This window comes from Thiospirochaeta perfilievii (assembly GCF_008329945.1).
GTDB classification, from domain to species: Bacteria; Spirochaetota; Spirochaetia; order DSM-2461; family DSM-2461; genus Thiospirochaeta; species Thiospirochaeta perfilievii.
Map to the genome: position 1 here is coordinate 2,391,282 of NZ_CP035807.1, position 25,340 is coordinate 2,416,621.

A 25,340-nucleotide genomic window follows, 5' to 3' on the forward strand; every position below is an offset into this window, starting at 1 on the left:
TAATAAATAGTAATAATTAAGGATGATGATAAAATGAAGTTAATAATTAAATATCAATTATATATAAACTCAAACCTTTGGGGGGCTAGGGGATGAGTGAGTGGAAGGAAAGCCATGTCGGAAAATTTCCAAGCTATTGGGATTATTGTTACCTTAAAGATATATGTACAAAAATTGGTAGTGGTGCAACTCCTAGAGGTGGTAAAGAAGCCTACCATAAATCTGGAATATCTTTAATACGGAGTCAAAATGTATTAGATTTTACTTTCTCACATTCAGGATTAGCATTTATAGATAAGAAACAGGCAGATGAATTATCAAATGTTGAAGTATTTGAAAATGATGTTCTACTTAACATCACAGGTGATTCAGTTGCAAGAGTTTGCCAACCAGATAAAGAAATATTACCAGCTAGAGTAAATCAGCATGTTATGATAATAAGACCAGATATTTCTAGATTAAATCATAAATTCTTAAAGTACTCTTTAGTAAGCAATAGATATAAAAACTATCTATTAAATTATGCTTCATCTGGTGCAACGAGGAAAGCAATTACAAAAACTATGGTTGAAGAAATAGAAATATTTTTCCCAGAGATCACTGAACAACAAAAAATAGCATCAATCCTATCATCCCTAGATGACAAAATAGAACTAAATAACCAAATTAATGAAACATTGGAAGAGATGGCACAAACTCTATTTAAAAGATGGTTTGTTGATTTTGAATTCCCTAATGAGGACGGATTCCCATATAAATCATCAGGTGGTGAAATGGTTCCAAGTGAATTAGGAGAAATCCCTAAAGGCTGGGAAGTTGGTAATTTATCAGATATTTCAGTAATATTTGATTTTATGAGAGTTCCTTTATCAAAAAATGAAAGAGAAAAAAGAAAAGGTCTTTATCCTTATTATGGAGCAGCCTCGATAGCTGGCTTTGTTGACGATTATCTTTTTGATGGAGATTATATTCTTCTTGGTGAGGATGGAATCTTTTGGTTATTTGGTGGATATGGGCTTGGTGATTCTTCATCAGTAGGTTTTCTTAATGATTTATGGTGTTTTGATTCAAGTAGTAAAGAATGGTCATGGATTTCCGGTGCTTCTGATGTAAATACTCCAGGTAAATATGGTTTATCCCAGATTTCATCAGTAACTGACTACCCAGGGGCACGTAAGAATTCATGTGGTTGGGCGGATGATGATGGAAATCTGTGGGTCTTTGGTGGATATGGGTATGATAGTTCAGGTAATAAAGGCCGATTAAATGATTTATGGAAGTATGAAATAAGCAGTGGTATCTGGACTTGGATGAGTGGATCAACTTCTAAGGATTCTCTTGGTTCTGGTCTTGGTGAAAACTCTGAAGAGTTTTCAATGGATTATGTACCTAGTGCTAGAATGGGATCTCATGGGTGGATTGATAATGAAGGAGATTTATGGCTTTTTTCAGGATCTGGAAAAGAAAAAAATGTAGATGATATATGGAAGTTTGATGTAAGTAAAAAACAATGGGCTTGGATGAGAGGGAATTCTGCTGCTCCTATCTATAACAATTTAGGAATAACTTCTAAAGATAGTACACCTGGTGGTTCTCGAGAATCATCTGCTTCTTGGGTGGATCAAGAAGGAAATCTGTGGATTTTTGGCGGAGGAAACAGAAATGATTTATGGAAGTTAGATAAAGATTCATTAAATTGGACTTGGAAGGGAGGCTCTTCAGAAACCTATAGCGGAGGATCGTATTCCGATCTTGGACTTTACAATTCAGATAATATGCCTCACTCCATGAATGATTCATCAAGTTGGGTTGATTTAGAAGGGAAATTATGGCTTTTTGGTGGTCATTTTACTTCACGTATTGGTGGAAGTCAATATTATTACAATACACTTTGGTGTTATGATATCAGCATAAATCAATGGGCTTTAATTAAGAATGATGGTAGAGGCAGTGCTGGAACATCTCCTGGTACTTATGGAACATTAGGTGTATCTTCTGTAGATAATTTACCTAGTGGAAGGTCTAATGGAGCAAGTTGGGCAGACTCAACAGGTAAGTTATGGTTTTGGGGTGGAGTTAATGGAAATTGGTTAAATATGTATAAGCACAATGATATGTGGATGTTTGAGCATTAATAACTTATTTATTTGTAACCACTCAGCTATATTACAAATAATATCCTATAATTTTTATAAAAACTATCTAAAGACCTTTTATAATTTCTGAATTAAGTTTATAAAATAATAGATGGGACAAGAAAAGATTCAGAAAGTTACAATAACTAGTGAACAGACTAGAGAGGCATATGATCAAGGACCTGATGCTGTTGAGGCTCTCGTATTTTCTCTAGTAGATACCATCGATGTGTTAATTGATAAAGTTGAAGATCAGAGTATAAGAATAATAAAGCTTGAAGATCAGTTTAATAAAAATAGTCGTAATAGTAGTAAACCTCCATCAACAGATTCTCCATTCAAGAATAAGGATAAAAAGAAAAAAACTCAAAATCCTGTACAAAAAAGAAGCGTAAAGGTTCGACTCTAAATCAGATGTCTGATTCTGATAAGTTAATCTTATGTAAAGTTGATTTTTGTGAACACTGCCATAAGTATATATCAAATGTTAAAATCAAAGATATTGATAAACGACAAGTGACAGATATTCCTCCTGTGAAGGCTTTTACTACAGAATATCATGGTGTGATAACAGAATGCCCACATTGAGAAAGGAGTATATGTATTCACCTTTTCTCAAAAGTCCATTTTAGCCTTTTTTAGGACTGATTTTTAATGTAGAAAGTTTAACCAATATCATCCCTGATTATTAGAAGACTTTCTACATTTAAACCTAGTGTTAATTTAAATCTTCTAATTTTACCTCTGGCATACTTTCCATATCTTTCATTGATACACTTAAAGCAAATTTACCATCTGGTAATGTTTCAGTAGTCATCTCTCCAATAAACATTTCTATGAATGGTTGCAAGTCTTCTATATAATCATTCATATTCAGTTTGAAATTTAAAGGTGTAAAACTTTCTAATGATTGATCTATATTAAATGAAGCATTAATTCTAAAATCAATCCAGTTCGTAGCTAAATCCAAAGAATCAATTGTAATAGTACTATCATCTTTTCCAGCGTCTAGAGCTAATTTATTTATAGCCCAGTTCTCTTGGTTCCCTATAAATGAAACTTCTCCTAAAAACATATAAGCCATCATAGTTAAGCTTTGCCTAATTTCTTGATCAGCTTCATATTTAAATCCTTCAAAGTTAAGACTTACTTTTTTAAATATATCCATTAGAGCAATATAACCGAGTTCATCATAATCTTTCTCTAAATCAGATGCTTTAATATTACCATCTATACCCATTGAAAAATCGTCAAAACTCATTACACCAATAGCTGATGTAAAAATAACATTATTGTTTTTTAACTCTATCTTCTCTATTAAAAAGTCATCATCAGTTGGTGCAGCATCCATATCAAATATTTTAGTATTAATTTTTCCCTTAAAAACAATAGACATGTCACCCTGTTCAAGTTTAGTACCATCAGATTTACTGGTAAAATTCATCCCTTTAATATTCACTTTTAAATCAGAAATTATTGAATTATTAGGATCCTTTGCTAAACTCAATGCTTCACTCATAGGTAATTTTATTTCAAGAGAACTAACTTTTATATCCATTTTGAATTATTCAATATCAGTGCAGTCATAAATACCTAAAATTTAATATTTATGCAGCTGTAAGTTTCTCCGTAATCATCTCCCTAAATACAGTTGGAGGAAATCCACCTTCATTTACAGTACAAATCCTTTGACGATTATAATATGTCATCACATATCTCCAGACTATAGTTTTTACTTCCTCTCTTTTCAACTTTTTAGTATTAATCTTATATACTTTCTCTTTTTTTAGAGTTGCAAAAAAACTTTCCATACGACTGTTATCATAGCATTTACCTACATCACTCATACTCTGAATAGCTTTAAATCCCCCAAGCGTATTTTTATATTTTTCACTTGTATACTGCGATCCAGCATCACTATGGATGATGACTCCATTCCCTGGATTTCTTAACTTATATGCCTCCTTGACTGCATTTATACATAATTCTTTTCTCATATGACTATCCATAGCTAGACTTATTATTTCTCCTCCAAAACAGTCAAATATTGGAGCTACATACAACTTTCCATCAGAGCAAGGTATTTCTGTAATATCAGTCAACCACTTCTCGTTTGGTTTAGAAGCTGTAAAATCCCTTTTGATAACATTATCCGGTCTATTTGCTTTTTTATCAGATTTTGTAAGTCCATTAGGGCTTCTTCTACTCTTATGAAGAAGATTTCCCTTCCTCATTGCTCTAATTACAGTTGATCTGGAACATTTTATTATACCTTTTTGCTTCAAAGCTAACTGCATCCTCTCGATTCCATAATTCTCATTATCTGGATGTTCATCTAAAATCTCATGCATTTGGACCAGAAGAAGTTGCCATGCTTTAGGACGGTTTCTATTCCTTTTCCATTTATAAAAACCCGTCTCACTGACATTTAGAGATTTGCACATTTTTATAACTGGTATTGATTCTTCAACACTTTGATCTTTTATATATGCAAAAATCTCTTTTTTTGTTACTTCTTCCGGTCTTTGGCAAAAAAACCAAGAGCATCCTTTAAAATTTCATTAGCTTGCTTTAGCTCTTGAATCTCTTTTTGCATTTTTAGTTCTCTATCTGTCATTGGAGTTGTATCTTTTTGAACTACATTTATACTCTTTTTACTCCTGTTCCTTCTCCAACCTGAAAGTGTGCTATACTTTACTCCAAGTTGATCTGAAGCTTTTTTTAATCCTATTTCATCAGATAATTTTAGAGCCTGATCTTTAAATTCTTTACTGTACGTTGTCATTTATACCCCTTTATATTTTTTCGGATATTTTAGACTGCACTTTTATAATAATCCTCCAGGTTCAAAAGGTCAAAAAATGGGTACTTGTGGCAAAGATGAAGTTCTTGCTAGATTACAGGATACAATGGTATTTGGGTTAAAGGGTATGGCTGCATATAGGTATCATGCTGACGAATTAGGGGCTCATGTAAAAGATATTGATGATGTAACTACAAAAGCGTTATATTTCGGTATTACAAACGCAAATTTTAACTTTGATGATCATATATCTATGCTAATGGAGATTGGAAGAGCTGGAACTAAATGTATGCAAATATTAGGAGATGCTCATCATAAAGCTTATGGGACGCCTATACCTAAACAGGTCACTAATAATAAAGCTGAAGGGAAATGCATTCTTGTTTCTGGGCATAACCTCACTATGCTTAAAAAACTACTTATAGCAACTGAAGGTAAGGGAATTAACGTTTATACTCACTCAGAAATGTTACCCGCACATGGATATCCTGAACTTTTTAAATTTACTCATTTAAAAGGTAATATTGGTGGAGCTTGGCACGATCAAAAAAAATTATACGAGAAGTGGAATGGAACAATTATTATGAATACAAATTGTATCCAAACACCTCCAAAATCTTCTACATACCTAGATAGATTTTATGGTTACTCAATTCCTGGTGTGGAGGGAATTAAAAAAATTGAAAATGATGATTTTACAAAAGTAATCGAACAAACTTTATCATTAGCTGATGCAGAAGGTTTTAATTCCGATGAAACTTTAATGACTGGACATAGTTTTAAAACAATTTTAACATTAGCTCCTCAGATCCTTGATGCTGTTAAATCAGGTAAAATAAAAGAATTTTTTGTAATAGCAGGTTGCGATGCACCAGGTAAAGATGGGGAATACTTTAGAGAGTTAGCTTCCAGACTTCCTAATACTACTGTTCTATTGACTTCGAGCTGTGGTAAATTTAGATTTAACGATATAGATTTTGGAGTAGTCCCAGGAACTGAAATTCCTAGGTATCTTGATCTTGGTCAATGTAATGATAGTTATGGTGCAGTTGAGATTGCATTAGCATTAAGTGATGCACTTGATACACCAGTAAATGAACTTCCATTAAATATACAATTAATGTGGATGGAGCAGAAAGCAGTAATAATACTCCTAGCTCTCTTTAGTTTAGGTATTCAGAATATTAAAATTGGGCCAAAACCTGCGCAATTCTTTAATGATGATATAATTAATTTTCTAGTTGAACAGTTTAACATTAGCTATACAACTAATGTTGATGATGATTGGGGTAATCACCTCAAATAGTGTATAGATCTAATAACCAGCTATTTTAATAGTTGGTTATTTTAAAGCCTGAATAACTTAATTAGAGAATGTAAGAAATTCTGTGTAACTGCCAATATTCATTAGAACCGATCTTCATACTCAATTAGGAATCTATTCATAGCAGATCCACCATTTCTAATCGGCATCGTTCCACTTCATACAGCCAAGTATTGAAATTCCCCTAGTTCTATAGACACACTAACTTACATTTAATTTCTTTTCAAATTCATTTGGACTTATTCGACCTAAATAATCATGTCGTCTTTTAGGGTTATAGAAGAATTCTATATAATCAAATAATGAAGATCTAGCTTCATCTATAGTTTTATATGTTTTAACTCTCTTTACTCTATCCTTCTTTAAAGAATTAAAAAACGATTCAACAACGGAATTATCCCAACAATTTCCTCTTCGACTCATGCTTCTTTTTAGGTTATGATCCTTACAAAATCTTATCCATAAATCAGACCCAAATTGGGATCCTTGATCTGTGTGTATTAGAACTTCCCCACTTGGTTGACGCCTCCAGATTGCCATCAACAATGCATCAAGAACTAATTCTACTCTCATATTGTTTTTAACAGACCAACCAACTACTTTTCTTGAGTATAAATCTACAACTACAGCTAAATATGCAAAACCTTGTAAAGTCCTAATATAGGTAATATCTGTTACCCATTTTTGATTGGGTTTAGTACAGTTAAATTCTCTATTTAAATGATTTTCAGCTACATTAGATGTTACTCCTAAAGAGTGTTTATGTTTGGATGTTGGGATTAAACCTTTAATGCCTTCTAATTTCATTAATCTTGCAATTCTATTCTCACCAATGGTGATCGCTGCTTCTTTAAAATCCTTAAATATTCTTGGAGAACCGTAAGACTCTTCACTTTCTACCCAATAATGTCTAATTTGTTTTATAAATTCCTGGTCTTCTTTTGCTCTATTTGATGCTGGATTCTTTAACCATGCATAGTAGCCACTTCTATGAAGATTCAAAACTCTACACATAGTTATAACTTTAAACTCAACCTTATGTTCTTTAATAAAAATGTACTTTACTCTGGGTTGTTCGCGAAGTACATTGCGGCCTTTTTTAATATATCACGCTCTTCCTCAGCTCTTTTTAGCTTAGACTTTAATCTAGCTATTTCCGCATCTTTATCAATTTGTTTTGAATTCCCATGTGGTCTATCTTTACCAAACTCTTTTATCCATCTAAATAAACTTGCTTGAGATATCCCTAAATTCTCCATTACTGATGCTTGGGAGTAACCTCTATCAACTACTTGCTTGACTGCTTCTTTCTTAAACTCTTCTGTGTATCTTTTTCTCTTCATTCTAATTCCTCTTTTGATAATATATCAAATAATGATGCCTACCAAACTAGGGGACTTTCATAACAGACTCTCTCTCAATTAAAGATTTTTGATAAGCTTCTTTCGCAATCCTCTCAGCTTCATATTTAACTCTTGTTTTAGTTGATATCTCAGTCCTCGGTCCTGTTGATAATACATATCTCCAATATCTGTGATGCTTATTAGGCTTTTTCATTTTGTAAGGTAATTTATGTCTTCCCAATGTGTGCTCCTTAGAACCTATTTTATTGTTAAATATGCTTTCAGGGAGCGGGGGATATTTTGTATTTGGAAAAGTTTCTATATACATAAAAAATATTCAATTATCTAAATTAGGAATATAATTTGGTAATTTTATTAATCTTCTCCCCAACCAATGGTTACACTTAATCCTCTATTAGGATCATCAATAACGTTAATTTCTCCTTGAAAGTAAGGTTGCATTGTATAGTAAGCTTCGTTGATTGTTGAAATATTTAGATCTAATTCCCAGTAACTATTACAAAAAGAACTAAGGGTTGATGATATATCATAATCATCATCATTTAGCTTTAACATACTTGAAGTATTCATTATATGTAAGGTATATTCGCCTGATGTTATTGGACTATCTATTACAGTAGATGCTGTAAATGTATTTTCTGATCTAGAGAAATCTATTGAATAATAAGTATTGTTATCTAAATAATATTTACTATACAATGTTGAGCCAGTATTAAAGTCAATAACTGATATAGGAAGAGTTATTTCATGTGTCACAGTAAAAGTCGTTCCTGTAAGTATATCATCGGTTGGCCAATTAGTAGTTATTTGATATGTATTAATCTCAACATCAACTGTTGTTATTTGAGCTGCTTCTACTAAAACTGATTCAGCTTCTCCTAGAGCATAGATGTAAGGATAATCACCTGCTAATACTAGCACATCATAATTCCCTACGGGTACAGATAATTGATGAGGACCTTCTTCTGTTAATCGTCCAGAAGCTACATTAGTACTTGAATTGTAAACTATTATTTCATAGTCATAAGTATATTCTGATAAATCAGAGTTAACCCATGATCTACTTGAACTAGTAGGAATAGATACTGAAACTAAACCATAATTTTCATCATTTGTAGGATTGTTTTCTAAATTATTTTTATCATATAAATTACACCCTAAAAATGTAAAAAAGATGATTAAATTACTATAGGTTTATTACTCATGTTTAACCTCACTTTATAATACTATTATTAATATGAAAACTTTGCGATAATTTTTTTTGTAAATAGAAACTTTTCCAAAAACAATTATAAAAAAAAGGCGTCAATATCGGCGTCAGTAGTATATTTAATAGTATGAAGATTGTAAAAAAGATGAGTTGGAAATGTTCTAAACCCTTGCATTGTAAAAGGATATAAAAAAAGCACCCTCAGTTGAAAGGTGCTTTAAAAGTGGGCCCACTTGGACTTGAACCAAGGACAACCTGATTATGAGTCAGGGACTCTAACCAACTGAGCTATAGGCCCGCGCATTTAGTAATATATAGAAAGGACCCATTTGTGTCAATAAGGGAGGAATATTAATTTCCGAGCAAGGGAGGAATTAATATATCCGTTACTCATTTTGTGGAAACTCATTAAAGTAAATGATAAATATCGATTCAATAACTTTAGTTGAGTATTTTATATCCTTCTCTTTAAGAGTTAACTCTATATCTTCAACCTTAATACCAGGATTACCCTCCTTAAGTGATATAACCTCATCAACTAAAGTCGAGTCAAACTCATTTAAAGATCCAAAAAGAGATTTATTATTTAAAGAGATTACCCCATTCTTAAGTTTTGTCTGGGCTATTTTATCAAGTTCCACCTCTTCTTTTAGTAAAGAGTGTTTATTTAAAAGCTCATTATGCATCTTAAGTAGATTAGTATAATTATCTATTAGAGTGCTGATTTTATCAGTTTGTTCAAGATTTTCATCTCTTAGACTCGCGATTTGCTTTATTAAATATGCAGGATCATGAATTTGGACATATAGAATAGGGTCATTTACAGCCTTTAATAACTCATCTAGGAACTCTTTTTTTGAAAAATACTGTCCTTTTAATCTCATAAAAAGAGTATCTTTAAACATTCTAAAATCATACTCATAAAAAGTATCGTAATATATTTGTATTCCTGAAGGCATATATTGGGAAATCTCAACTCCATTATAGTTAAGGTTTGATACATTAATAACAGTACTTAGTATATTATCTTCAAACTCCATATTTGATGTTGAAATATCCATCTCTGGCCAGTTATAAAATGTATTATATGTTCTTCCAATAATCTCCTCTTGTTCCAAGGTAAGAGTTTTATCAGATTTTACTAATATCTGCTTATTATTTATTGTGTTAATAGTTGTTATATTTTGGTTATTCTTTTTAATACTACTTACAATCTTTAAATTATATGTAGAAAGATCTCCAGAGTATAAGTAAAAACTAATTAGTGATAATAAAAGTATTCTTTTCATAAACTCCTCCTACTTGAGGTCTATTAATATTTTGTCAAATGGTTTTAACCCTCTATTACTAGAAGCTAACTCTTCAATATTCCCTACTAACCTACCTTTTACAGTTTTAAATTTTATAGTCCCGATAAAATCACTATCATTTCTATATATATAACCAATGCTTTGTTGTTTTATATTGTACATAGAGTCTACAAATAATTTTATATCCCTATTTCGAGGATCAATTATTATACCGTTGACTCTATTTGTTTTAACAAAATCCTGTAAAAAATACCCATACTGTTCTATTTCTGATATTTTATTCTCAATAAGTATATTTTTTGAGGTTAGTAGGGGACTAACTCGATCTACAAAATTAGTAAAATCATTTATAGATGAGTAGTACAACTTTTCTATATATAAAATTGCATCACTAGGGGAGTTGTAATATGGTATTTCACCAAGTTTTTCAAAGACTCTGCTTACATTATAAAAATCATCAATGCTTTTATTTAAACTCTCTAAGCTTAATAGCCCCTCATTAAAAAGTATCTGATCCTTTGCATTTAGAGAAAATTCAGGTAGGTTTACATTTTCCCCGTTGGCTTCTAGGAAATCAAAATCTTCCCCGAAAACTGGATTATATTTTTCTTCTAGGGATTTTATTAGTGCTTGATTATTACTTTTTAGGGTTAAAATAATATCTTTGTTTGCTTGATTTATAATTTCAAGTTGTTTTATCTGATCACTTTTTAGTTTTTGTATCTTATCTTCATAATATTTTACTGACTCTTCCATCTCCATATCAAATCTTTTTTGCTGATTGTTTATTATACTCTCCTGTTCCTTTGCTTTCTCTAAAATCCTTGTATCGTATGAGTCTATTTTATCCTGTACTATCTTAATTTTTTCCTGAGCATCACTAATTTTTGATGTCCATACTATCTCCTCGTTTTTTAACTGTTCAGCTAGTTGGTTTTCTATTAGTTTTATCTGTCTATCTTTTCCCCCTAGGTTTTGTGCCTCGATTAAATTAATTTTATCTTGAGCTATACGAGTTAGTTCTTTTAATGCTGATTCCTGTTTAATATATAGGTCTTCTAGATCTCTATTTGCGGACTTCATCTCTTTTTCATACTGCTTAGCTTTGTCAAAAATCTCTCTTAGGTTAACATCTTCAAAAGCGTTAATATTTATTGGAATTTGACTATTTTGATACTCAATATATTTAGTTACACCATATGCAGCTGCTAAAAAGAGTAGGGTAAAAATAATTAGAGATAAGATGGTAATACTATTCCTATTTTTTTTGGTTTTTGCAAACTCCTGGTCTAGGTTATATAGGTCAGGAGGCATATTTTTTTGAATATCTCCTCTAATGAAAATTGATGTGGCCTCGTGGGTTAGATACTTAGGGTCTTCTATCATTTTGTTGTCATTGACCATATTCCACTCCAATTTGTAGGTTTATCTTCCAACATTCTAACTAAAAACTCATCACATATTGGAAGATCTATAGTTTTAAATAACCTCTTAGACTCTTGCCAGTCACCACTGTAATATAGATCCCTAGCAGTGTTGAAATTATTAATAGAGTCTAAAAGATCTGATGAAATATTTTCTGTTATTAATGGCCAGAAAACTTTTTTCCCCTGGGTTTTACCCTTTACAAAAACCTGGTCTATCTCTACAAATGTATATTTATCAGAGTTATTTTCTACTTCTTCCTTTACATAGCTTGAGCAGATAATTGGAACCTTGTAGATCCTTGTTAATCCTTCTAACCTTGATGATGAATTTACATTGTCTCCAATTACTGTATTAGTCATTCTACTAAAAGATCCAATATTTCCGTAAAAAACCTCTCCTCCATCTATACCTACTCCAACTTCAAGGGATACAGCATGAAAAACCTTCTCTTGAACCTCGGTAAGGCCACCCTCCTTAGCTTCTAGGCTCTCTTTCACCCTCTTCATCTGTTCTCTTAATTTAGCTGTCTCATCCTGGATTTTAAAGCCTGAATCTAAGGCTTGTACAGATTTGTTCTTATTACTTTTATATGTACCAAAAACAGCCAAAAGAGCATCCCCTATAATAGATCCAATAATACCATCATTATTATGTATAGGTTTAAAGGTGTTATCATAGTGTGTATTTAACAGCTGAATTATATCGGTACCAAGGGCTTCTGTTATAAAGGTGAAACTTTTAATATCCGAGAAGAGTATTGTTAACTCGGCCTTTGAACCTTCAAGTCTAATCTGTTTCTCTTCATAGGCTTTTAATGCAACATCTTTTGTAACAAATTTTTTAAAAATATTCATCAGGGTATCAATTGTGCTTGAAGTTGCATTTATTGCTGCACCAAGGTAAGTAATTTCATCTGGACTTGCACCTTCTAGGCTTATTAAATCCATTTTATTACTATTTTGCATCTCCATAATTGCCTTAGTAATAATTTTTACAAACCTTAAAATCCTTTTAATTAGATAGACTCCTAATATTGCACAGATAATTGTTAATATAACTATTATAATTGAAACATTGTAGAATATTACCTGGGTCTCTCTATAAAATTCATTCTTTTCTTCACCCCTTATTATAAAGTTATTCCACCTGGGGTGATATTTATAAATCCCAAAATACTCATTTTCCCCTATATTGAACTCAATTGTTCCCTCTGTTATATTTTTTTTAAAGTTGTCATTTAATATTTTTAGGGCATCTAAATCTTTGAATATATTTAGGTTATTATTGTTAGAGGCAAAAAAAAGAATCTCTCCTGTACTATTTACACCGAAGGCTACAGACTTTTCCCCAGTTAACTGTTTTTTTGCATTATCAATTATAACTTGTATTGTTCCTTCTAGGTCCTGGTTAAAGAAGTATATCTCATACTGATTCATGGCAAAAATGTGTAACTCTTTTAAATCTTTTACTAAGAGTCTATTCATTAGTTTTAATTGTTGGCCCCTGTTAAGGGTGAGGTTTATATAGTTAGAAGAAAAATTTGATACTAATAGCAGTATAATAAAAATAAAAACAATCTTAAGGGTAAGTGGTGTAACCCTAACTCCTAATATTTTTTCTCCTAGAATAAAATCTAACTTTTTCATAACTTTACCTTTAATTTTTTTTAGTTAGGCAAGGTGTATAAAGTAATTATAATTCTAATCTAGGGGAAAATGTAATTAATTTAGTGGTTTTTTTTTTAAGGTTTATTCAATTCTTCCGCAACCTAGGCACATATCTCCATCATAAAAAATAGCAAATTGTCCCGGAGCAACACCCTTATCTGGTTCACTCATTGTTATCTCTATTCTGTCACTACCCACCCATTTTATAAAACACTTAATTATATTAGGTCCGTGCCTCAATTTAATACTAAGAGTCTCTTGTGTTGGTTTATCACCAAGCCAACTAAGACTATTAACAAAGAACACTCGTTTCTCTCTATTTTCATCATTTTTTTTGTGGCTAACATATACTACGTTATTTTTAGTATCTTTACTTACTACAAACCAGGGGCCTCCACTTAAACCTAGGCCAGATCTCTGACCAACAGTGTGGTACCAAAAACCATTATGTTTTCCTAGGATCTCCCCTGTCTCTCTATTTACAATATCCCCAATCTCTTTACCAAGATAGTGACCGATAAAATCGTTATATTTTATCTTGCCTAGAAAGCAAATCCCCTGACTATCCTTTCTTGCTTTATTAGGAAGGTCATATTTTTCTGCTAACTCCCTAACCATATTCTTTTCTAACCCTCCAATAGGAAATAGAATTTTTGATATCTGTTCCTGGGATAGGTGGGCAAGAAAATAGGTTTGATCTTTAACCATATCTGGAGATCTATACATGTAGAATTTTCTATCGATCTCTTTTATTTGAGCATAGTGTCCTGTCGCTACTTTATCGTATTTTTCAGTTATGTGGTCATAAAATGCACCAAACTTTATTCTCTGATTACAAAAGATATCAGGGGAGGGGGTTCTTCCCTCTTTTAGTTCAGCTATAACATAAGAGACAACCTTATCGTAATACTCCTGTTGTAGTGATACTGTTTTAAGCTCTACCCCAGCTTTGTCACAAACTGCCTGAGCATATTCTAAGTCCTCTTCCCATGGGCAGCTCCCCATAAAGTCTAATTCATCTTCTAACCAGATCTTTAAATAATAAGCGGTTATATCAGTATAACCATCTTCTAATAACTTAAATAAAACAACGGAGCTATCTACGCCCCCAGACAATAGTACGGCAATCTTCATAGGGTAAATATATGTTTTAACAAATATTTATTCAATATTGGAACTATTATGCTTGACTATCTTTATATTGTTTTTTAATATTAGTGTATTAGTAGCATAGAACACTAATAAAGGAGCTTAAAATGTTAATATTAGATGAAGTTGATTTTAAATATGGTAAAAAAGATCTATTTAGAAATTTAAATCTAGATCTTAAGCCAGGAAATATTTATGGACTTCTTGGCAAAAATGGGGCTGGTAAAACAACCCTTTTAAAAATAATGGCAGGTTTGCTCTTCTCCTCGGAGGGGTCATGTGAGTTTTCAGGTATGGATGTAAGTAAAAGGCTGCCTAGCTTTTTAGAAGATGTATTTTTTTTACCAGAGGAGTTTTATCTTCCACCAATAAAGGGTTCTCTATTTTTATCTTTAAGAGCTCCTTTTTATCCAAATTTCGACTATAAATCTTTTAGCGATTATATCTTGGATTTTGGTATAGAGCTTGAAAAACCATTAAATACTCTCTCCTTTGGGCAAAAGAAAAAGTTTTTACTCTCTTTTGGTCTAGCAACAGGCACTAGCTTAGTAATTATGGATGAGCCAACAAATGGGCTTGATATTCCTTCTAAAACAATTTTAAGAAGAATAATTGCTAAATCTATGGATGATAACAGGATAATATTAATATCTACCCATCAGGTTAAGGATGTTGAGAATTTAATAGACCCAATAATTATTTTAGAGGATGGAGCAGTAATATTTAACCAATCGACATATGATGTATCAACAAATTTATCCATGGGCGATAGTAAGGTATTAAGTGGGGATGAGATATATACACAAGAAGTTTTAGGTGGATATCAAACTGTGGAAAAAAATATAACAGGAGAGGAGAGCTTAGTGGATCTTGAACTTCTGTTTAACTCGGTAATAACACAACCAGAAAAATTAAATAGTGTATTTAATAAAGGAGGGAGTGATGAATAAATATTTCAATTCTAGACGTTTTGGTCTTCTTTGTAAAAATGAAGTTTTGTCAAATTACAAGTCTTGGGGATTATACTTTATAACTATTGTTGGAAGTTATACTGTTCTAGCAATGTTAATAACTGCATATAATAAATTTACTGGACAAGGAGTTCACGGGTACGATCCAAATACATTAAATTATCTATTCCCTGGATTTTTATTTATTGGTGGGTATATCGTCTCATCCTTAAAATTCTCTGATATAAATGATAAATTTAAGAGTTCATTATGGTTTAGTCTACCAGGTTCCACTTTTGAGAAGTATAGTGTTGGTGTTATAGTCTCAAGTATTGGTTACTCCATATTTATCATAGTATCTTTTATTGTTGCTTCTGCAATTTCAAACATTTTTACTAGGCCATTTTTTGGTTCCGGGATGTCTATTTTTAACCCTCTAATACTTGGTGCAGATCGATACGCCGGTGTAGTAGAGTATTCAGCATCGACAGGTGGAGTTAATGTGATGGTTTGGGTTTTGATCTATGTATTAACTAACTCAATTTTCCTAGTAGGTTCAATAGTTTTTAGAAAGGGTGCCTTTATTAAAACACTTTTAGTCTCTTCTGTAGTTCAAACACTTTTATCTATTATCCTAGGGGTGATAATTTATTTTACCTTTCGTATTGGGATTACGGATAGTTGGGATGTTAGAATTTTTGAAAGTATATTCAAATATTTAGAATCTCATACAGATTCAGAGACATTTAATATGTTTATGCTTAAGTGGACGCTACTGTTTTTAATACCAATAAGTCTATTTTTTAATGTTGTAGGTTATTTTAAATTAGAAGAAAAAGAGGTAAAAGGTGGAATTTAATAGTAAAAAACCAATTTACTACCAAATCTCTGACTTAATATGCGAAAACATTTTACTAAATAAATTTAAAGAGGATGAGAGGATCAGCTCAGTAAGGGACTTGGCAGTAGAACTAGAAGTTAACCCAAATACAGTTATGAGGGCTTATAGCTTTTTACAGGATGAAGAAATTATCTTTAACAAGCGGGGGATAGGGTATTTTATATCTAAAGATGCAAAGCAGCTTACCCTACGTCTAAAAAAAGATAGTTTTATTAAGGATGAACTTCCTAATATATTTAAGGAGAGTTCTCTATACGGAATAGATCCTGAAGATCTTAAAAAAATATATATAGAATATTTAAGTGAGGATGAAAATGAAAAAAAGTAATAAAGTTTTATTAGGAGGGTTCCTATTTCCTATATTAGTAACTCTAATTTTTATAGGTTTTATGAGTGTAAACTCTACTAAGGATAAGGCATACCAGTTAGGTAACGAGTATAATCATATTGGTAGTTATAATTACTCTTTTTAAAATAATATATTGCCCCTCTATTTTAACTCCATTAGAATTAAGGTATAGGGGCTTAATAATTGTTTAGGAAGAGTTTAATTCTATTATCTATATTTATCACATCTATAAATATCTTTAGCGATGAAGTTGATATCTCTCTTTTATCCAAAAAAGAGATTTTAAAAGAGTTAGAAAGTGTTATTGATTTACGGTCTAGTTCCATTTTTGACTATATACAATCAATGGGCTATGACTTTCCTGATTATTCAACTTATGAAGAATTTATTCTTAAAAAAGTTGAGGATATTATTGTTGAAGGGGATCTAGAATATCCTCTAGAGATAGTTGAGAACCTTTTGTATGTAAATCTTGAAAACCCTAAAAGTCAGGAACTATATACTATTATTTTAAACAAAAATATTGAGATCCAAGAGAGAATTGAAGCCGAAAAGATTAAAGAAGATATAAAAAGAGAGCAGTTAGGCCAGCAGAATGATGTTGTAAATGAGATTTATAAAAAAGATGTTAAGCTTGATAACATTATAAAAATGAACTTAAACCTTCTAAATAGGGTTGGCGAATACGAGAGTTCATATAATAAGGCTCACTATTTTTCTAATACTTACTTCTATCCTATATATACAAAATTCTACACCTCAGATGTCTATGATGGGTTTATTAGCAGGGATAAAACAACTAATAGGTTTAGTGGATTCTCAAGTGAGTTTGGAATAGGGGTTAAGCTAAATCTGTTTACATTTAAATTAGATATAAATACAAACTTCTCATACAATGAAATTTTTGATGATAATATTAAACAAAATACAAGTAGTATTAACTTCTCCACAGGTTTAACCCCCTTTGATTTTCCCATCTATCTTAGAACTGGGTTTTTACATGACTTATACCTTTTTGATGATATGGAAAAGTCCGATGTAGCAATAACAACTCTTCCATCCCCAAGCCTTGGAGTGGGGGTTTTGGGTCTTAACATCTTTAAAATAGTAAAAATTGATTTATCTAGTGATATCCTACTTGCTTCTACTTATACAAAAAACCTGGAGCTTGCCATGTATAACCGATTCTACTTAACTTTAAACCTTTTTAGATTAGATGTTTATAATTTTGAAATAAGAGTTGGTTTTGATCATATCTATTACAATGAAGGAGGCCTAGCTGAATATAGTTTAATGCCTAAGTTCGGTTTAGGGATAAGCCAATATGAATAAGATAGCTTTAACCTTTATATTACTATTGAATACATTTCTATTTGCTCAAACATCTAGTTTGTCAAATGTAGATAGGGCAAATAGAGCCTATATTCAAGGGGATTATTACACTGCATTTAATATTATTAATCAGTATTTTAAGGAGTTAGACAGTAATACTCCTGAGGATAAGGCTATTGTTATTGGTGAAAAAATATATTTTTATTACTTAAGATCTCTATTTTTAAATGATGATTTTAAGGATTTCGATACTCTGGAAAAAATTATAAATAGCAACAAAATATTATTATCTAAAAGGGTTTTAAACGCCTTAAATATATTAAATAACAGTGAGGATTTAGATGGTGATGGAGTTGTTGATAATATTGAAATCCCGGATATTTTAACTGAAGAAACTCAAGATAGTACAACTGGGTACAGTAGTGGAGAGTTGGCTCTAATGTTAAAAAAGTCACTTTTAGATAGTGAGAAAAATGCTCAGAATGTATCTAGAGTAAATTCTATTTTAATAATCCTACTAGGAGTTATTCTACTTATTTCACTTTTAATTATTACAGTATTATATAAATCTAAAAAAAGAAAATCTTACAACCATAGGGATTCCCTCCCAGCACACATTGGTCTCTCAGATGAATCTAGGAGTAAAATTGAAAAGCTAATTTCCACCTGTAAAAGGATTGGATTAACAATAGACCAGGCTACTGGGCGTAAAAATACCTCAGTTAACAGTGCTGAGTTAGTTTATAAGATCTCCATGGATTTAGGATATAAAAAAGAAGATTCTATTTTATATTACACTGCTACTCTAGTGTATGATATTGGGTTGTTAGGTGTTGATAAAAATATTTTACAAAACAGTTCTATCTCAGATGAAGACTTTATTGAGATTAAAAAACATGTTGAGTATGCAAAGGACTCCTTAAATTTTGTCCCTACTGAGTATATTGACTTGTTTATTGATGCTTCTACAAAGCATCATGAAAATATGGATGGCTCAGGTTATCCCTACGGCTTAGTCGAGGGGGAGATTCCATATATAGCTAGAGTTATTAGAGTTGTTGAGAGTTACCTTTCCCTTGTATCAATAAGGGAGTATAAGGATATTAGGGATAAAAAAGCTGCTATGGAGTCCCTTGTATCTGAAGTTGATAAATATGATAAGAAGATTGTAGAATCTCTGTTTGAGGTTGTATAGGGAGGCTTTATGGTGAAATTTTATAGAAGATATGTTATAGCTCTTTTTTCTCTATTGTTATTATCCTGTGAAGTCTCTTTTAATCGTGATCTACGGGAGTATGTAAATAATGTGGTTGATAGGACCCCATTAAAATTCTCTGTTTCAGGCAGCAGTGTGATTGATGATTATGATGCAATTAACATGGGTTTTTTAATTGATAATGAGACATCGACCTATACTGTTGTTAATAATGAAAAGAGTGATATAAATTTAACCTCTTTCCCCGGAATTAATGGTGATTTTATTATACCATCATTTGAGACATTTATACTAAAAAAAGGTGAATCTTTTAATTTAGATATTGGCTTTGTTGCAAGTGCCAATACTTTTAATAAGAGAGTTTCAAGTCAGGTTAAGTTTTTTGATAAAGATGGAAGAGCTTATACTTTTTATTTATGGGCAACTTCTAGGAATCAACCTATTTCCTTATATGATATTGACTTATACCCTATAGAAGAGTGTGACTTAGGGGCCTGGGGGATTTAAGAAGAACAAGAGTATACTTAAAAAATGAAGGTCTCTCTGAACTAAATATTTTAAGTATTGATAGACCTGGTGGCATAATATTAGATAGTAGGGAATCATTTAGTTTAGGAATTAATCAAATAGAAGAGATCTCTTTTTATTATGACCCAGGGGTAGGTAGTGTCTCTGGAGAGAGTATTATTTTTAATACAGATTATTTAAAAGATAATACTTATGAACTCCCCGTCTCTGCAGGAGGTTCTTTAGATCTTATAGTTAAGGATTCGGCAGGGAATTTACAACCAAATAATATTGATTTTGGAACCTATGTTTCTGGGGATCAAATTGTTTTAGACTTTACTATAACCAATAATCAGAGCATCGCTATTGACCTGGATATAGAACTTGCTTCAGATATGTTCCTAACTGATTTTTTTAACTTAAACCTTGGAGTAGATGAGACTAAGAGTTTTAAAATATCATTCCTTCCAAGTGGTGATTTTGGAGTGAAGGGTGTCGATTTTATTATAAGAAATGTTCTAGATAATAGAAAGCTTATATATAATCTAACTGGAAACTACTCTGAAATATGATTGTGATTTTTAATATGGTCCTCACAATAACACTGTTCCGGGTTACACTTACTACAGTATCTGAACTCTGAATGGGGGTTATCAATATCATTTTTATTACAGATAAAACAGCTATGTTTAGGACTGTTTTTACTCATCTCATACTCAATTTTTCTTTTTAATCCACTTCCTCTATACTTTATTTTATAGAATATATCCTTGCTGAAAAAGATTATAAAATTAGCTAAAGAAGCAATTAGTAGCAGTTTAGCCCCTAGGCTACCAAAAATTAAAGCCCAAGCATAAAAAATCCATGTAATTAGAGCAATCCATTTTATTTTAATGGGAAGAATAAAAAAAAGTCTTACAGTAAAGTTGGGATTTAAAAATGCAAATGCTAGAAATATTGAGCTTTGGAAGTAGTAGTTTGTTCCAATTGAAAGTTTAAAAAAATAGGCTGTTAAATTGGTTAATACTACAGCTACAAGAATATACGTATTATAGTGGAGTGCCCCCCAAAAGTGTTCTAAATTACTACCCATTAGGTACAAAATATACCAGCTTAGCAGGGACCATATAGGGGATGTAGCTGGAGGTATAAAAACAAAAGAAACTACCCTCCAAAACTCTCCATTAACTATAAGGGAGTAACTAAGAGATAGGTCACTATATGTAATATATCCAGAGTTAATTGCTAGATAAGTTATCACCTGACCAATTATGATAAATAGAGTTAAGTTATTTATAGCATACTTATGGAGTTTATTTTTCATAGGACGTTTTTAGTCGATTTTCTAAATCTTTTATAGAGGACTCCCACTTGCTATACTCTCCCCTAAGTGTCCAGAACTGTTTAAGTTCTGAGTTAGATGATAGTATCATTTCTAAGGCTGTTATAGTTTTATTTATAAGTTTAATATCTACACTATCGGAAAACTCTTTGGCCCATTTATCTATATGTTCTGTATAACTGCTTGAACCAGATGATGTTCCTAAAAGTCGAGCAAGAGACTCAGCAGCGGCTAGTGCTTTATTTGATATATCAATATCTAAACTATCCTCTGTATTTTCAAGAACGTGATCTATAGCACTCTCTATATATGATAAATCTCTATTATCTTTAATACTATTTTCCCAATCGCAAGCCATATCATTATCGAAAAAACCAATATCCCAGGTACCCAAAAAATTACTCCTTAATGTTAGTATAACATCACTTTTATTCTTCTGAAATAAAAAGCTGCAAAAAGCAGCTTTTTATATTTATTAAATATTATCTTTCTAAAAATGCTTTGTAGAGTTTAAAACATGAGTAGATATCAACTTTTGAAGCTACCTCGTATGGAGAGTGCATACCTAGAAGTGCCGGACCTGCATCAATAACATCCATACCATATTTAGAAAGATATTTAGCAATTGTTCCACCACCACCTAAATCTATTTTACCCATAGTTGTAGATTGAATTGCAGTATTGCTCTCCTTGGCTATGGTTCTAATATATGCTACAAATTCAGCTCCTGAATCATGGGCACCAGATTTTCCCCTTGAGCCTGTATATTTAGCAATTCCTACACCTTTTCCAAGTACAGGTGCATTTCGTAAATCATGAACATCTTTAAAGTTAGGGTTTACACCAGCTGTAACATCCGAGGATATTGCCTGGGATTTTTCTAGGATAAGGTGGGCATCCTTAGCTGATCCAACAAGTTCTTTGTATTCTATAGCAAGGTTTAAAAGTATATTGCTATCAGCACCTGTATCTCCAGCGGAACCTACTTCCTCTTTATCTGATAAAAATACAATAGCTGTTTTTAATGGAGTTTTTAACTCTCTTATAACCTCTATTGCTGGATACGCACATACTCTATCATCATGACCATAGGCTGCTATTAAAGATCTATCAAAACCTATATCCATAGCCTTCCCTGCTGGAGTGATTGATATATCAGCACTATTAAAATCTTCTTCGATAAAGTTGTAGTTTTTATATAAGTACTCTAATACTGCAAATTTTACCTTCTCTTTAATCTCATCATCATTAACTGGGATGCTTCCTACAATTAGGTTTAACTGCTCACCCTCTACTACTTTCGCACCATCTTTTTTAGCCTGTTCCTGGGAGAGGTGAATTAATAGATCTGGTATCATAAATTTAGGTTCATCATCCCGATCTCCAATTGATATTGGAATCTCTCTACCGTCTGTAGTAAAAACAACTCCGTTAATAGATAGGGGTTGGTTAACCCATTGGTATTTTTTTACTCCACCATAGTAGTGGGTTTTTAATAGTGCAAGTTCTGAATCTTCAAATAGAGGATTTGGTTTAAGATCCAATCTAGGAGAGTCTACATGGGCTCCCACTATATTAAATGTATCTTTATCCTCTCCTACAATACCTGCAAAAAGTGCACGGCCCTTAATGTTTTTATAAAACTTATCTCCAACTTTTAAATTTGAGTAACTCTTCATCTCTTTAAATCCCGACTCTTCAAGTAGGTTTATCGAGTATTTTACGCATAATCTTTCAGTTTTTGAATTATCTATATATGTTTTATACCCTTCGCAAAATTCTAGAGCTTTAGTTGTTTCTTCCTTGTTATATGTTATCCATGAACTTTCTCTCTTTAAAAAAAGTTTCTTCTCTAACTCTTTATTCGTCATAATAATCTCCTTATTTCTAATTATTACTTATAAACCAATGAATTATAATATAAAATACCAAAATTTATAAACTCTATGAAAAAGAGTTTCAGTAGGATATAATTTTAATATACTACTACAGGGGTTAAATGTGAATCAAAAAGAGAGAGCTATAAATCTAGGACTAAAGATCAAATCATTAAAGGGAAACCTTTCAGTTTCTAAGGCAGTTATTTCAGATTTAGAAATAGAGATAAAAGAGGCAATAATAGATGATGGTGATAGGATTAGACTACTAGAATTATATAAAAATGTAGTGGAAGACTTAAAGCAAATAGTATCTCCATCCGCCCAAAGAAAAGGATATTTTAATCAGAGGATTGAAGATATATTAAGGAAAATAAAAGAGTCAAAAAACTATAAAATGGCAGATGATAATGAAGGTTTAATTATTGCTCTAGAAGAGGAACTTAAAAAGGATAATATTCTAAAAAAAGAGCATAGGGCTGCAATTAAAAATAGATTAGAAACAGTTGGAGAGAAACATAGGGCTAGGGTTGGCTTCTTTTTAAAGAAAAACTATGACAATTTATATAGGGAAATAAAGAATGAGTGCGATTGTGACAACCCTTTTCATGTCTCGGTTGTTGTAAAAAAATACAATGAGGTTGTTAAACTTAAACCACTATTTAATGATGATAGACACTCTATTCAAGCTCTTTTGGATACTAATTGGCAAAAATCGTCCAGTGATATTAAGGAGCAAAAGAGAAGGGAGAGGGGATTAGATGAGTAACTATTTAAAAAAAGTATTTAATATTAGTAATAAAATTAGAATTGGGATTATTAATACTTTTTTTTGGATTATCATTATTTTTCTTATATATTTATTATCTACAAGCTCCGAGGAAGTAAATTGGGGAGAGACTCTCTATTTACAAATTAATGGAGCTGTCCAGGAGTCTGGGACCGAGGATGATCTAATAACACTTGTTACATCGGAGAATTTTGAAGTTCCTAAAAACACCCTATTAAGGGATCTTTTAGGGGCTATTGAACAGGCTACAGCCGACGATTCAATTAAAAATATGGTTATTGACTTAGACTCCTTAGATTATATAGGCCTCGCCTCTAACCAAGAGGTTGGAGAAGCCCTAGATAAATTTAAAAATAGCAATAAAGAGATATATGTATACTCCTCATTCTTCGATAGAGATAGTTACTATCTAGCAAGTTTTGCCTCATCTATATCCATGGACCCTTTTGGGGAAGTAAATATTGATGGAATATCTGTTTATAGAAGTTATTTAAAAAATGCAATTGATAAATACGATGTAGACGTAACAATCTTCCGAGCTGGTGACTATAAGTCCTATGTTGAGCCCTATATGTCTGACTCTATGTCTAAAGGGGTAAAGGAGCAAAATCTATTATGGATGAACTCTATTTGGGATAATTATATTAGTCAAATTTCAAAAAACAGGGGCTTTAATAGCCTATTAGTTGATTCTTACTTTTCCAATAGATTAGATCTTACAAAAAAATATAGTGGAGACCTCTCTGCCTTAGCTTTAAATGAAGGGTTTGTTGATACACTTGAGAGCCGTAATCAGTTTTTTGATAGATTTCCATCCTTAGTTTATTATAAAGATTATATAGATAAGAGCAAGAATGATGGGGCAACAAAGGTTGCAGTTATTACACTTGAGGGGCCAATTACCTACTCTGATAACTCTCCTGGGTCTATTAGTGCTGTGGATACGGAACAACTTCTAGATTCGGTTTTAGATAGTGATATTGAGGGAGTTATTTTAAGAATCAATAGTGGTGGAGGTGGAGTTTACGCCTCTGAAATAATTAGAAGAAAGGTAGAGGAAGTAAATAGAAGTATCCCTGTTGTTATTTCCATGGGGGATGTATGTGCCTCAGGTGGTTATTGGATTGCAACTGCAGGAAGTAAAATTTATGCAGATCACTCTACAATAACAGGTTCTATAGGTGTTTTTGGTCTGATTTATGGAGTAGAAAAGACCCTTGAAAATAATTTTGGTATAAAAACTGATGGTGTTTCAACAACGCCTAATTTAGAGCCTGTATCCCTAACAAAGAGTATTAGTAGGGATAGGGCAGATATAATTCAGTTAAATATTAATGATACATATAGTAAGTTTAAAAATCTTGTAGCCAAGAGTAGAGGTATTGATATTAATAGTTTAGAGTCTATTGCTTCTGGAAGGGTATGGAGTGGAGCCCAGGCTGTAGGTAATGGTCTAGTTGACTCTATTGGTGGCTTAGGAGAAGCTAAACAATTTTTTGGTAATGATGTACAGCTTATATACAAAGAAGGTGATATCCCTCTATTTGATGAGGTATTAAAAACTTTCACATCCTACTCTAAGGTGGAAATAAAGGTTCTTGAGGAATTCTCAATATTTGAAAGAATTAATGATCCCAAAAACATCTACGCATTATGGCTCTAAAAAAGGCTCCCTATGGAGCCTTT

The 25,340-nt window shown here is 31.9% G+C and carries 26 protein-coding genes and 1 tRNA gene; 13 read left to right on the top strand and 14 right to left on the bottom strand.

Features of this window, described 5'->3' with window-relative positions; all coding sequences use genetic code 11:
• The first annotated feature begins 92 nt into the window (after nt 1-92).
• Nucleotides 93-2,135: a restriction endonuclease subunit S gene (locus EW093_RS10950; RefSeq protein ID WP_149568447.1), complete on the top strand. Its 2,043-nt coding sequence runs from the start codon at nt 93-95 to the stop codon at nt 2,133-2,135.
• A 112-nt stretch (nt 2,136-2,247) separates the two neighbouring features.
• Nucleotides 2,248-2,544: a DUF6444 domain-containing protein gene (locus EW093_RS10955; RefSeq protein ID WP_149568448.1), complete on the top strand. Its 297-nt coding sequence runs from the start codon at nt 2,248-2,250 to the stop codon at nt 2,542-2,544.
• Nucleotides 2,545-2,853: 309 nt separating this feature from the next.
• On the opposite strand, the gene EW093_RS10960 is transcribed toward EW093_RS10955, so the two are convergent.
• The 3 genes from EW093_RS10960 to EW093_RS10970 form a co-directional block, all read right to left on the bottom strand.
• Nucleotides 2,854-3,654 (bottom strand): hypothetical protein, encoded by an 801-nt coding sequence (locus tag EW093_RS10960; protein WP_149568449.1) that lies wholly within the window; start codon nt 3,652-3,654, stop codon nt 2,854-2,856.
• A gap of 88 nt (nt 3,655-3,742) precedes the next feature.
• Nucleotides 3,743-4,633: an IS3 family transposase gene (locus EW093_RS10965; protein ID WP_149567449.1), complete on the bottom strand. Its 891-nt coding sequence runs from the start codon at nt 4,631-4,633 to the stop codon at nt 3,743-3,745.
• Nucleotides 4,634-4,644: 11 nt separating this feature from the next.
• The gene (locus EW093_RS10970; protein ID WP_149567450.1) at nt 4,645-4,920 is read right to left on the bottom strand and encodes a transposase; all 276 of its coding nucleotides are present in this window, start codon (nt 4,918-4,920) and stop codon (nt 4,645-4,647) included.
• Between the two features lie 76 nt (nt 4,921-4,996).
• Between EW093_RS10970 and hcp the strand changes: the two genes are divergently transcribed.
• The gene (hcp, locus tag EW093_RS10975) at nt 4,997-6,244 is read left to right on the top strand and encodes a hydroxylamine reductase (RefSeq protein WP_149568450.1); all 1,248 of its coding nucleotides are present in this window, start codon (nt 4,997-4,999) and stop codon (nt 6,242-6,244) included.
• 219 nt (nt 6,245-6,463) lie between these two features.
• Here hcp and EW093_RS10980 read toward each other — a convergent pair.
• The 8 genes from EW093_RS10980 to mnmA form a co-directional block, all read right to left on the bottom strand.
• Nucleotides 6,464-7,605 (bottom strand): IS3 family transposase gene (locus EW093_RS10980; RefSeq protein WP_149568451.1). Its coding sequence is split into 2 segments (ribosomal slippage): nt 6,464-7,365 and nt 7,365-7,605, totalling 1,143 coding nucleotides; the frame shifts between segments, so codons are not numbered across the junction.
• 46 nt (nt 7,606-7,651) lie between these two features.
• Nucleotides 7,652-7,933 (bottom strand): hypothetical protein, encoded by a 282-nt coding sequence (locus EW093_RS10985; protein WP_149568452.1) that lies wholly within the window; start codon nt 7,931-7,933, stop codon nt 7,652-7,654.
• Between the two features lie 47 nt (nt 7,934-7,980).
• Nucleotides 7,981-8,547, bottom strand: coding sequence for a hypothetical protein (locus tag EW093_RS10990; RefSeq protein ID WP_149568453.1), 567 nt, complete (start codon nt 8,545-8,547; stop codon nt 7,981-7,983).
• A gap of 513 nt (nt 8,548-9,060) precedes the next feature.
• Nucleotides 9,061-9,134, bottom strand: a tRNA-Ile gene (locus EW093_RS10995).
• An 88-nt stretch (nt 9,135-9,222) separates the two neighbouring features.
• Entirely contained in the window at nt 9,223-10,125 is a 903-nt protein-coding gene (locus EW093_RS11000; protein ID WP_149568454.1) for a hypothetical protein, read from the bottom strand.
• Nucleotides 10,126-10,134: 9 nt separating this feature from the next.
• Nucleotides 10,135-11,550 carry a coiled-coil domain-containing protein gene (locus EW093_RS11005; RefSeq protein WP_149568455.1) on the bottom strand — a complete coding sequence of 472 codons (1,416 nt, stop codon included), beginning with the start codon at nt 11,548-11,550 and terminating at the stop codon, nt 10,135-10,137.
• Nucleotides 11,529-13,220, bottom strand: coding sequence for an adenylate/guanylate cyclase domain-containing protein (locus EW093_RS11010; protein WP_149568456.1), 1,692 nt, complete (start codon nt 13,218-13,220; stop codon nt 11,529-11,531). The genes EW093_RS11005 and EW093_RS11010 overlap by 22 nt, the downstream gene beginning before the upstream one ends.
• 102 nt (nt 13,221-13,322) lie before the next feature.
• Entirely contained in the window at nt 13,323-14,375 is a 1,053-nt protein-coding gene (mnmA, locus tag EW093_RS11015; RefSeq protein WP_149568457.1) for a tRNA 2-thiouridine(34) synthase MnmA, read from the bottom strand.
• Nucleotides 14,376-14,497: 122 nt separating this feature from the next.
• Between mnmA and EW093_RS11020 the strand changes: the two genes are divergently transcribed.
• The 8 genes from EW093_RS11020 to EW093_RS17335 all read left to right on the top strand — a co-directional run bounded on the left by EW093_RS11020 (nt 14,498) and on the right by EW093_RS17335 (nt 20,217).
• Complete coding sequence (locus tag EW093_RS11020) at nt 14,498-15,340, top strand: ABC transporter ATP-binding protein (RefSeq protein WP_149568458.1); 843 nt, start codon at nt 14,498-14,500, stop codon at nt 15,338-15,340.
• On the top strand, nt 15,333-16,199 hold the full coding sequence (locus EW093_RS11025) for a hypothetical protein (RefSeq protein ID WP_149568459.1): 867 nt from the start codon (nt 15,333-15,335) through the stop codon (nt 16,197-16,199). Before EW093_RS11020 ends, EW093_RS11025 begins: the two co-directional genes overlap by 8 nt.
• Nucleotides 16,189-16,569, top strand: a complete 381-nt coding sequence (locus tag EW093_RS11030; protein ID WP_149568460.1) for a GntR family transcriptional regulator — start codon at nt 16,189-16,191, stop codon at nt 16,567-16,569. The genes EW093_RS11025 and EW093_RS11030 overlap by 11 nt, the downstream gene beginning before the upstream one ends.
• A complete protein-coding gene (locus EW093_RS17330; RefSeq protein WP_187759680.1) occupies nt 16,556-16,714 on the top strand; it encodes a hypothetical protein in 159 nt (52 codons plus the stop codon). The genes EW093_RS11030 and EW093_RS17330 overlap by 14 nt, the downstream gene beginning before the upstream one ends.
• 59 nt (nt 16,715-16,773) lie before the next feature.
• The gene (locus EW093_RS11035; protein WP_149568461.1) at nt 16,774-17,922 is read left to right on the top strand and encodes a hypothetical protein; all 1,149 of its coding nucleotides are present in this window, start codon (nt 16,774-16,776) and stop codon (nt 17,920-17,922) included.
• Nucleotides 17,915-19,117 carry an HD-GYP domain-containing protein gene (locus EW093_RS11040; protein ID WP_149568462.1) on the top strand — a complete coding sequence of 401 codons (1,203 nt, stop codon included), beginning with the start codon at nt 17,915-17,917 and terminating at the stop codon, nt 19,115-19,117. The genes EW093_RS11035 and EW093_RS11040 overlap by 8 nt, the downstream gene beginning before the upstream one ends.
• Before the next feature lie 9 nt (nt 19,118-19,126).
• On the top strand, nt 19,127-19,645 hold the full coding sequence (locus EW093_RS11045; protein WP_149568463.1) for a hypothetical protein: 519 nt from the start codon (nt 19,127-19,129) through the stop codon (nt 19,643-19,645).
• Nucleotides 19,646-20,040: 395 nt separating this feature from the next.
• Nucleotides 20,041-20,217: a hypothetical protein gene (locus tag EW093_RS17335; RefSeq protein WP_187759681.1), complete on the top strand. Its 177-nt coding sequence runs from the start codon at nt 20,041-20,043 to the stop codon at nt 20,215-20,217.
• Here EW093_RS17335 and EW093_RS11050 read toward each other — a convergent pair.
• From EW093_RS11050 to EW093_RS11060, 3 genes are all read right to left on the bottom strand, one after another.
• Nucleotides 20,202-20,969 (bottom strand): DUF1751 domain-containing protein, encoded by a 768-nt coding sequence (locus EW093_RS11050; protein WP_149568464.1) that lies wholly within the window; start codon nt 20,967-20,969, stop codon nt 20,202-20,204. The genes EW093_RS17335 and EW093_RS11050 overlap by 16 nt on opposite strands.
• Entirely contained in the window at nt 20,959-21,381 is a 423-nt protein-coding gene (locus EW093_RS11055; protein WP_149568465.1) for a DUF4259 domain-containing protein, read from the bottom strand. The genes EW093_RS11050 and EW093_RS11055 overlap by 11 nt, the downstream gene beginning before the upstream one ends.
• Before the next feature lie 88 nt (nt 21,382-21,469).
• Nucleotides 21,470-22,858 (bottom strand): aminopeptidase, encoded by a 1,389-nt coding sequence (locus EW093_RS11060; RefSeq protein ID WP_149568466.1) that lies wholly within the window; start codon nt 22,856-22,858, stop codon nt 21,470-21,472.
• A 130-nt stretch (nt 22,859-22,988) separates the two neighbouring features.
• On the opposite strand from EW093_RS11060, the gene EW093_RS11065 reads away from it, so the two are divergent.
• Nucleotides 22,989-23,633, top strand: coding sequence for a hypothetical protein (locus EW093_RS11065; protein ID WP_149568467.1), 645 nt, complete (start codon nt 22,989-22,991; stop codon nt 23,631-23,633).
• Nucleotides 23,626-25,317, top strand: a complete 1,692-nt coding sequence (sppA, locus tag EW093_RS11070; RefSeq protein ID WP_149568468.1) for a signal peptide peptidase SppA — start codon at nt 23,626-23,628, stop codon at nt 25,315-25,317. Before EW093_RS11065 ends, sppA begins: the two co-directional genes overlap by 8 nt.
• Nucleotides 25,318-25,340: the final 23 nt, after the last annotated feature.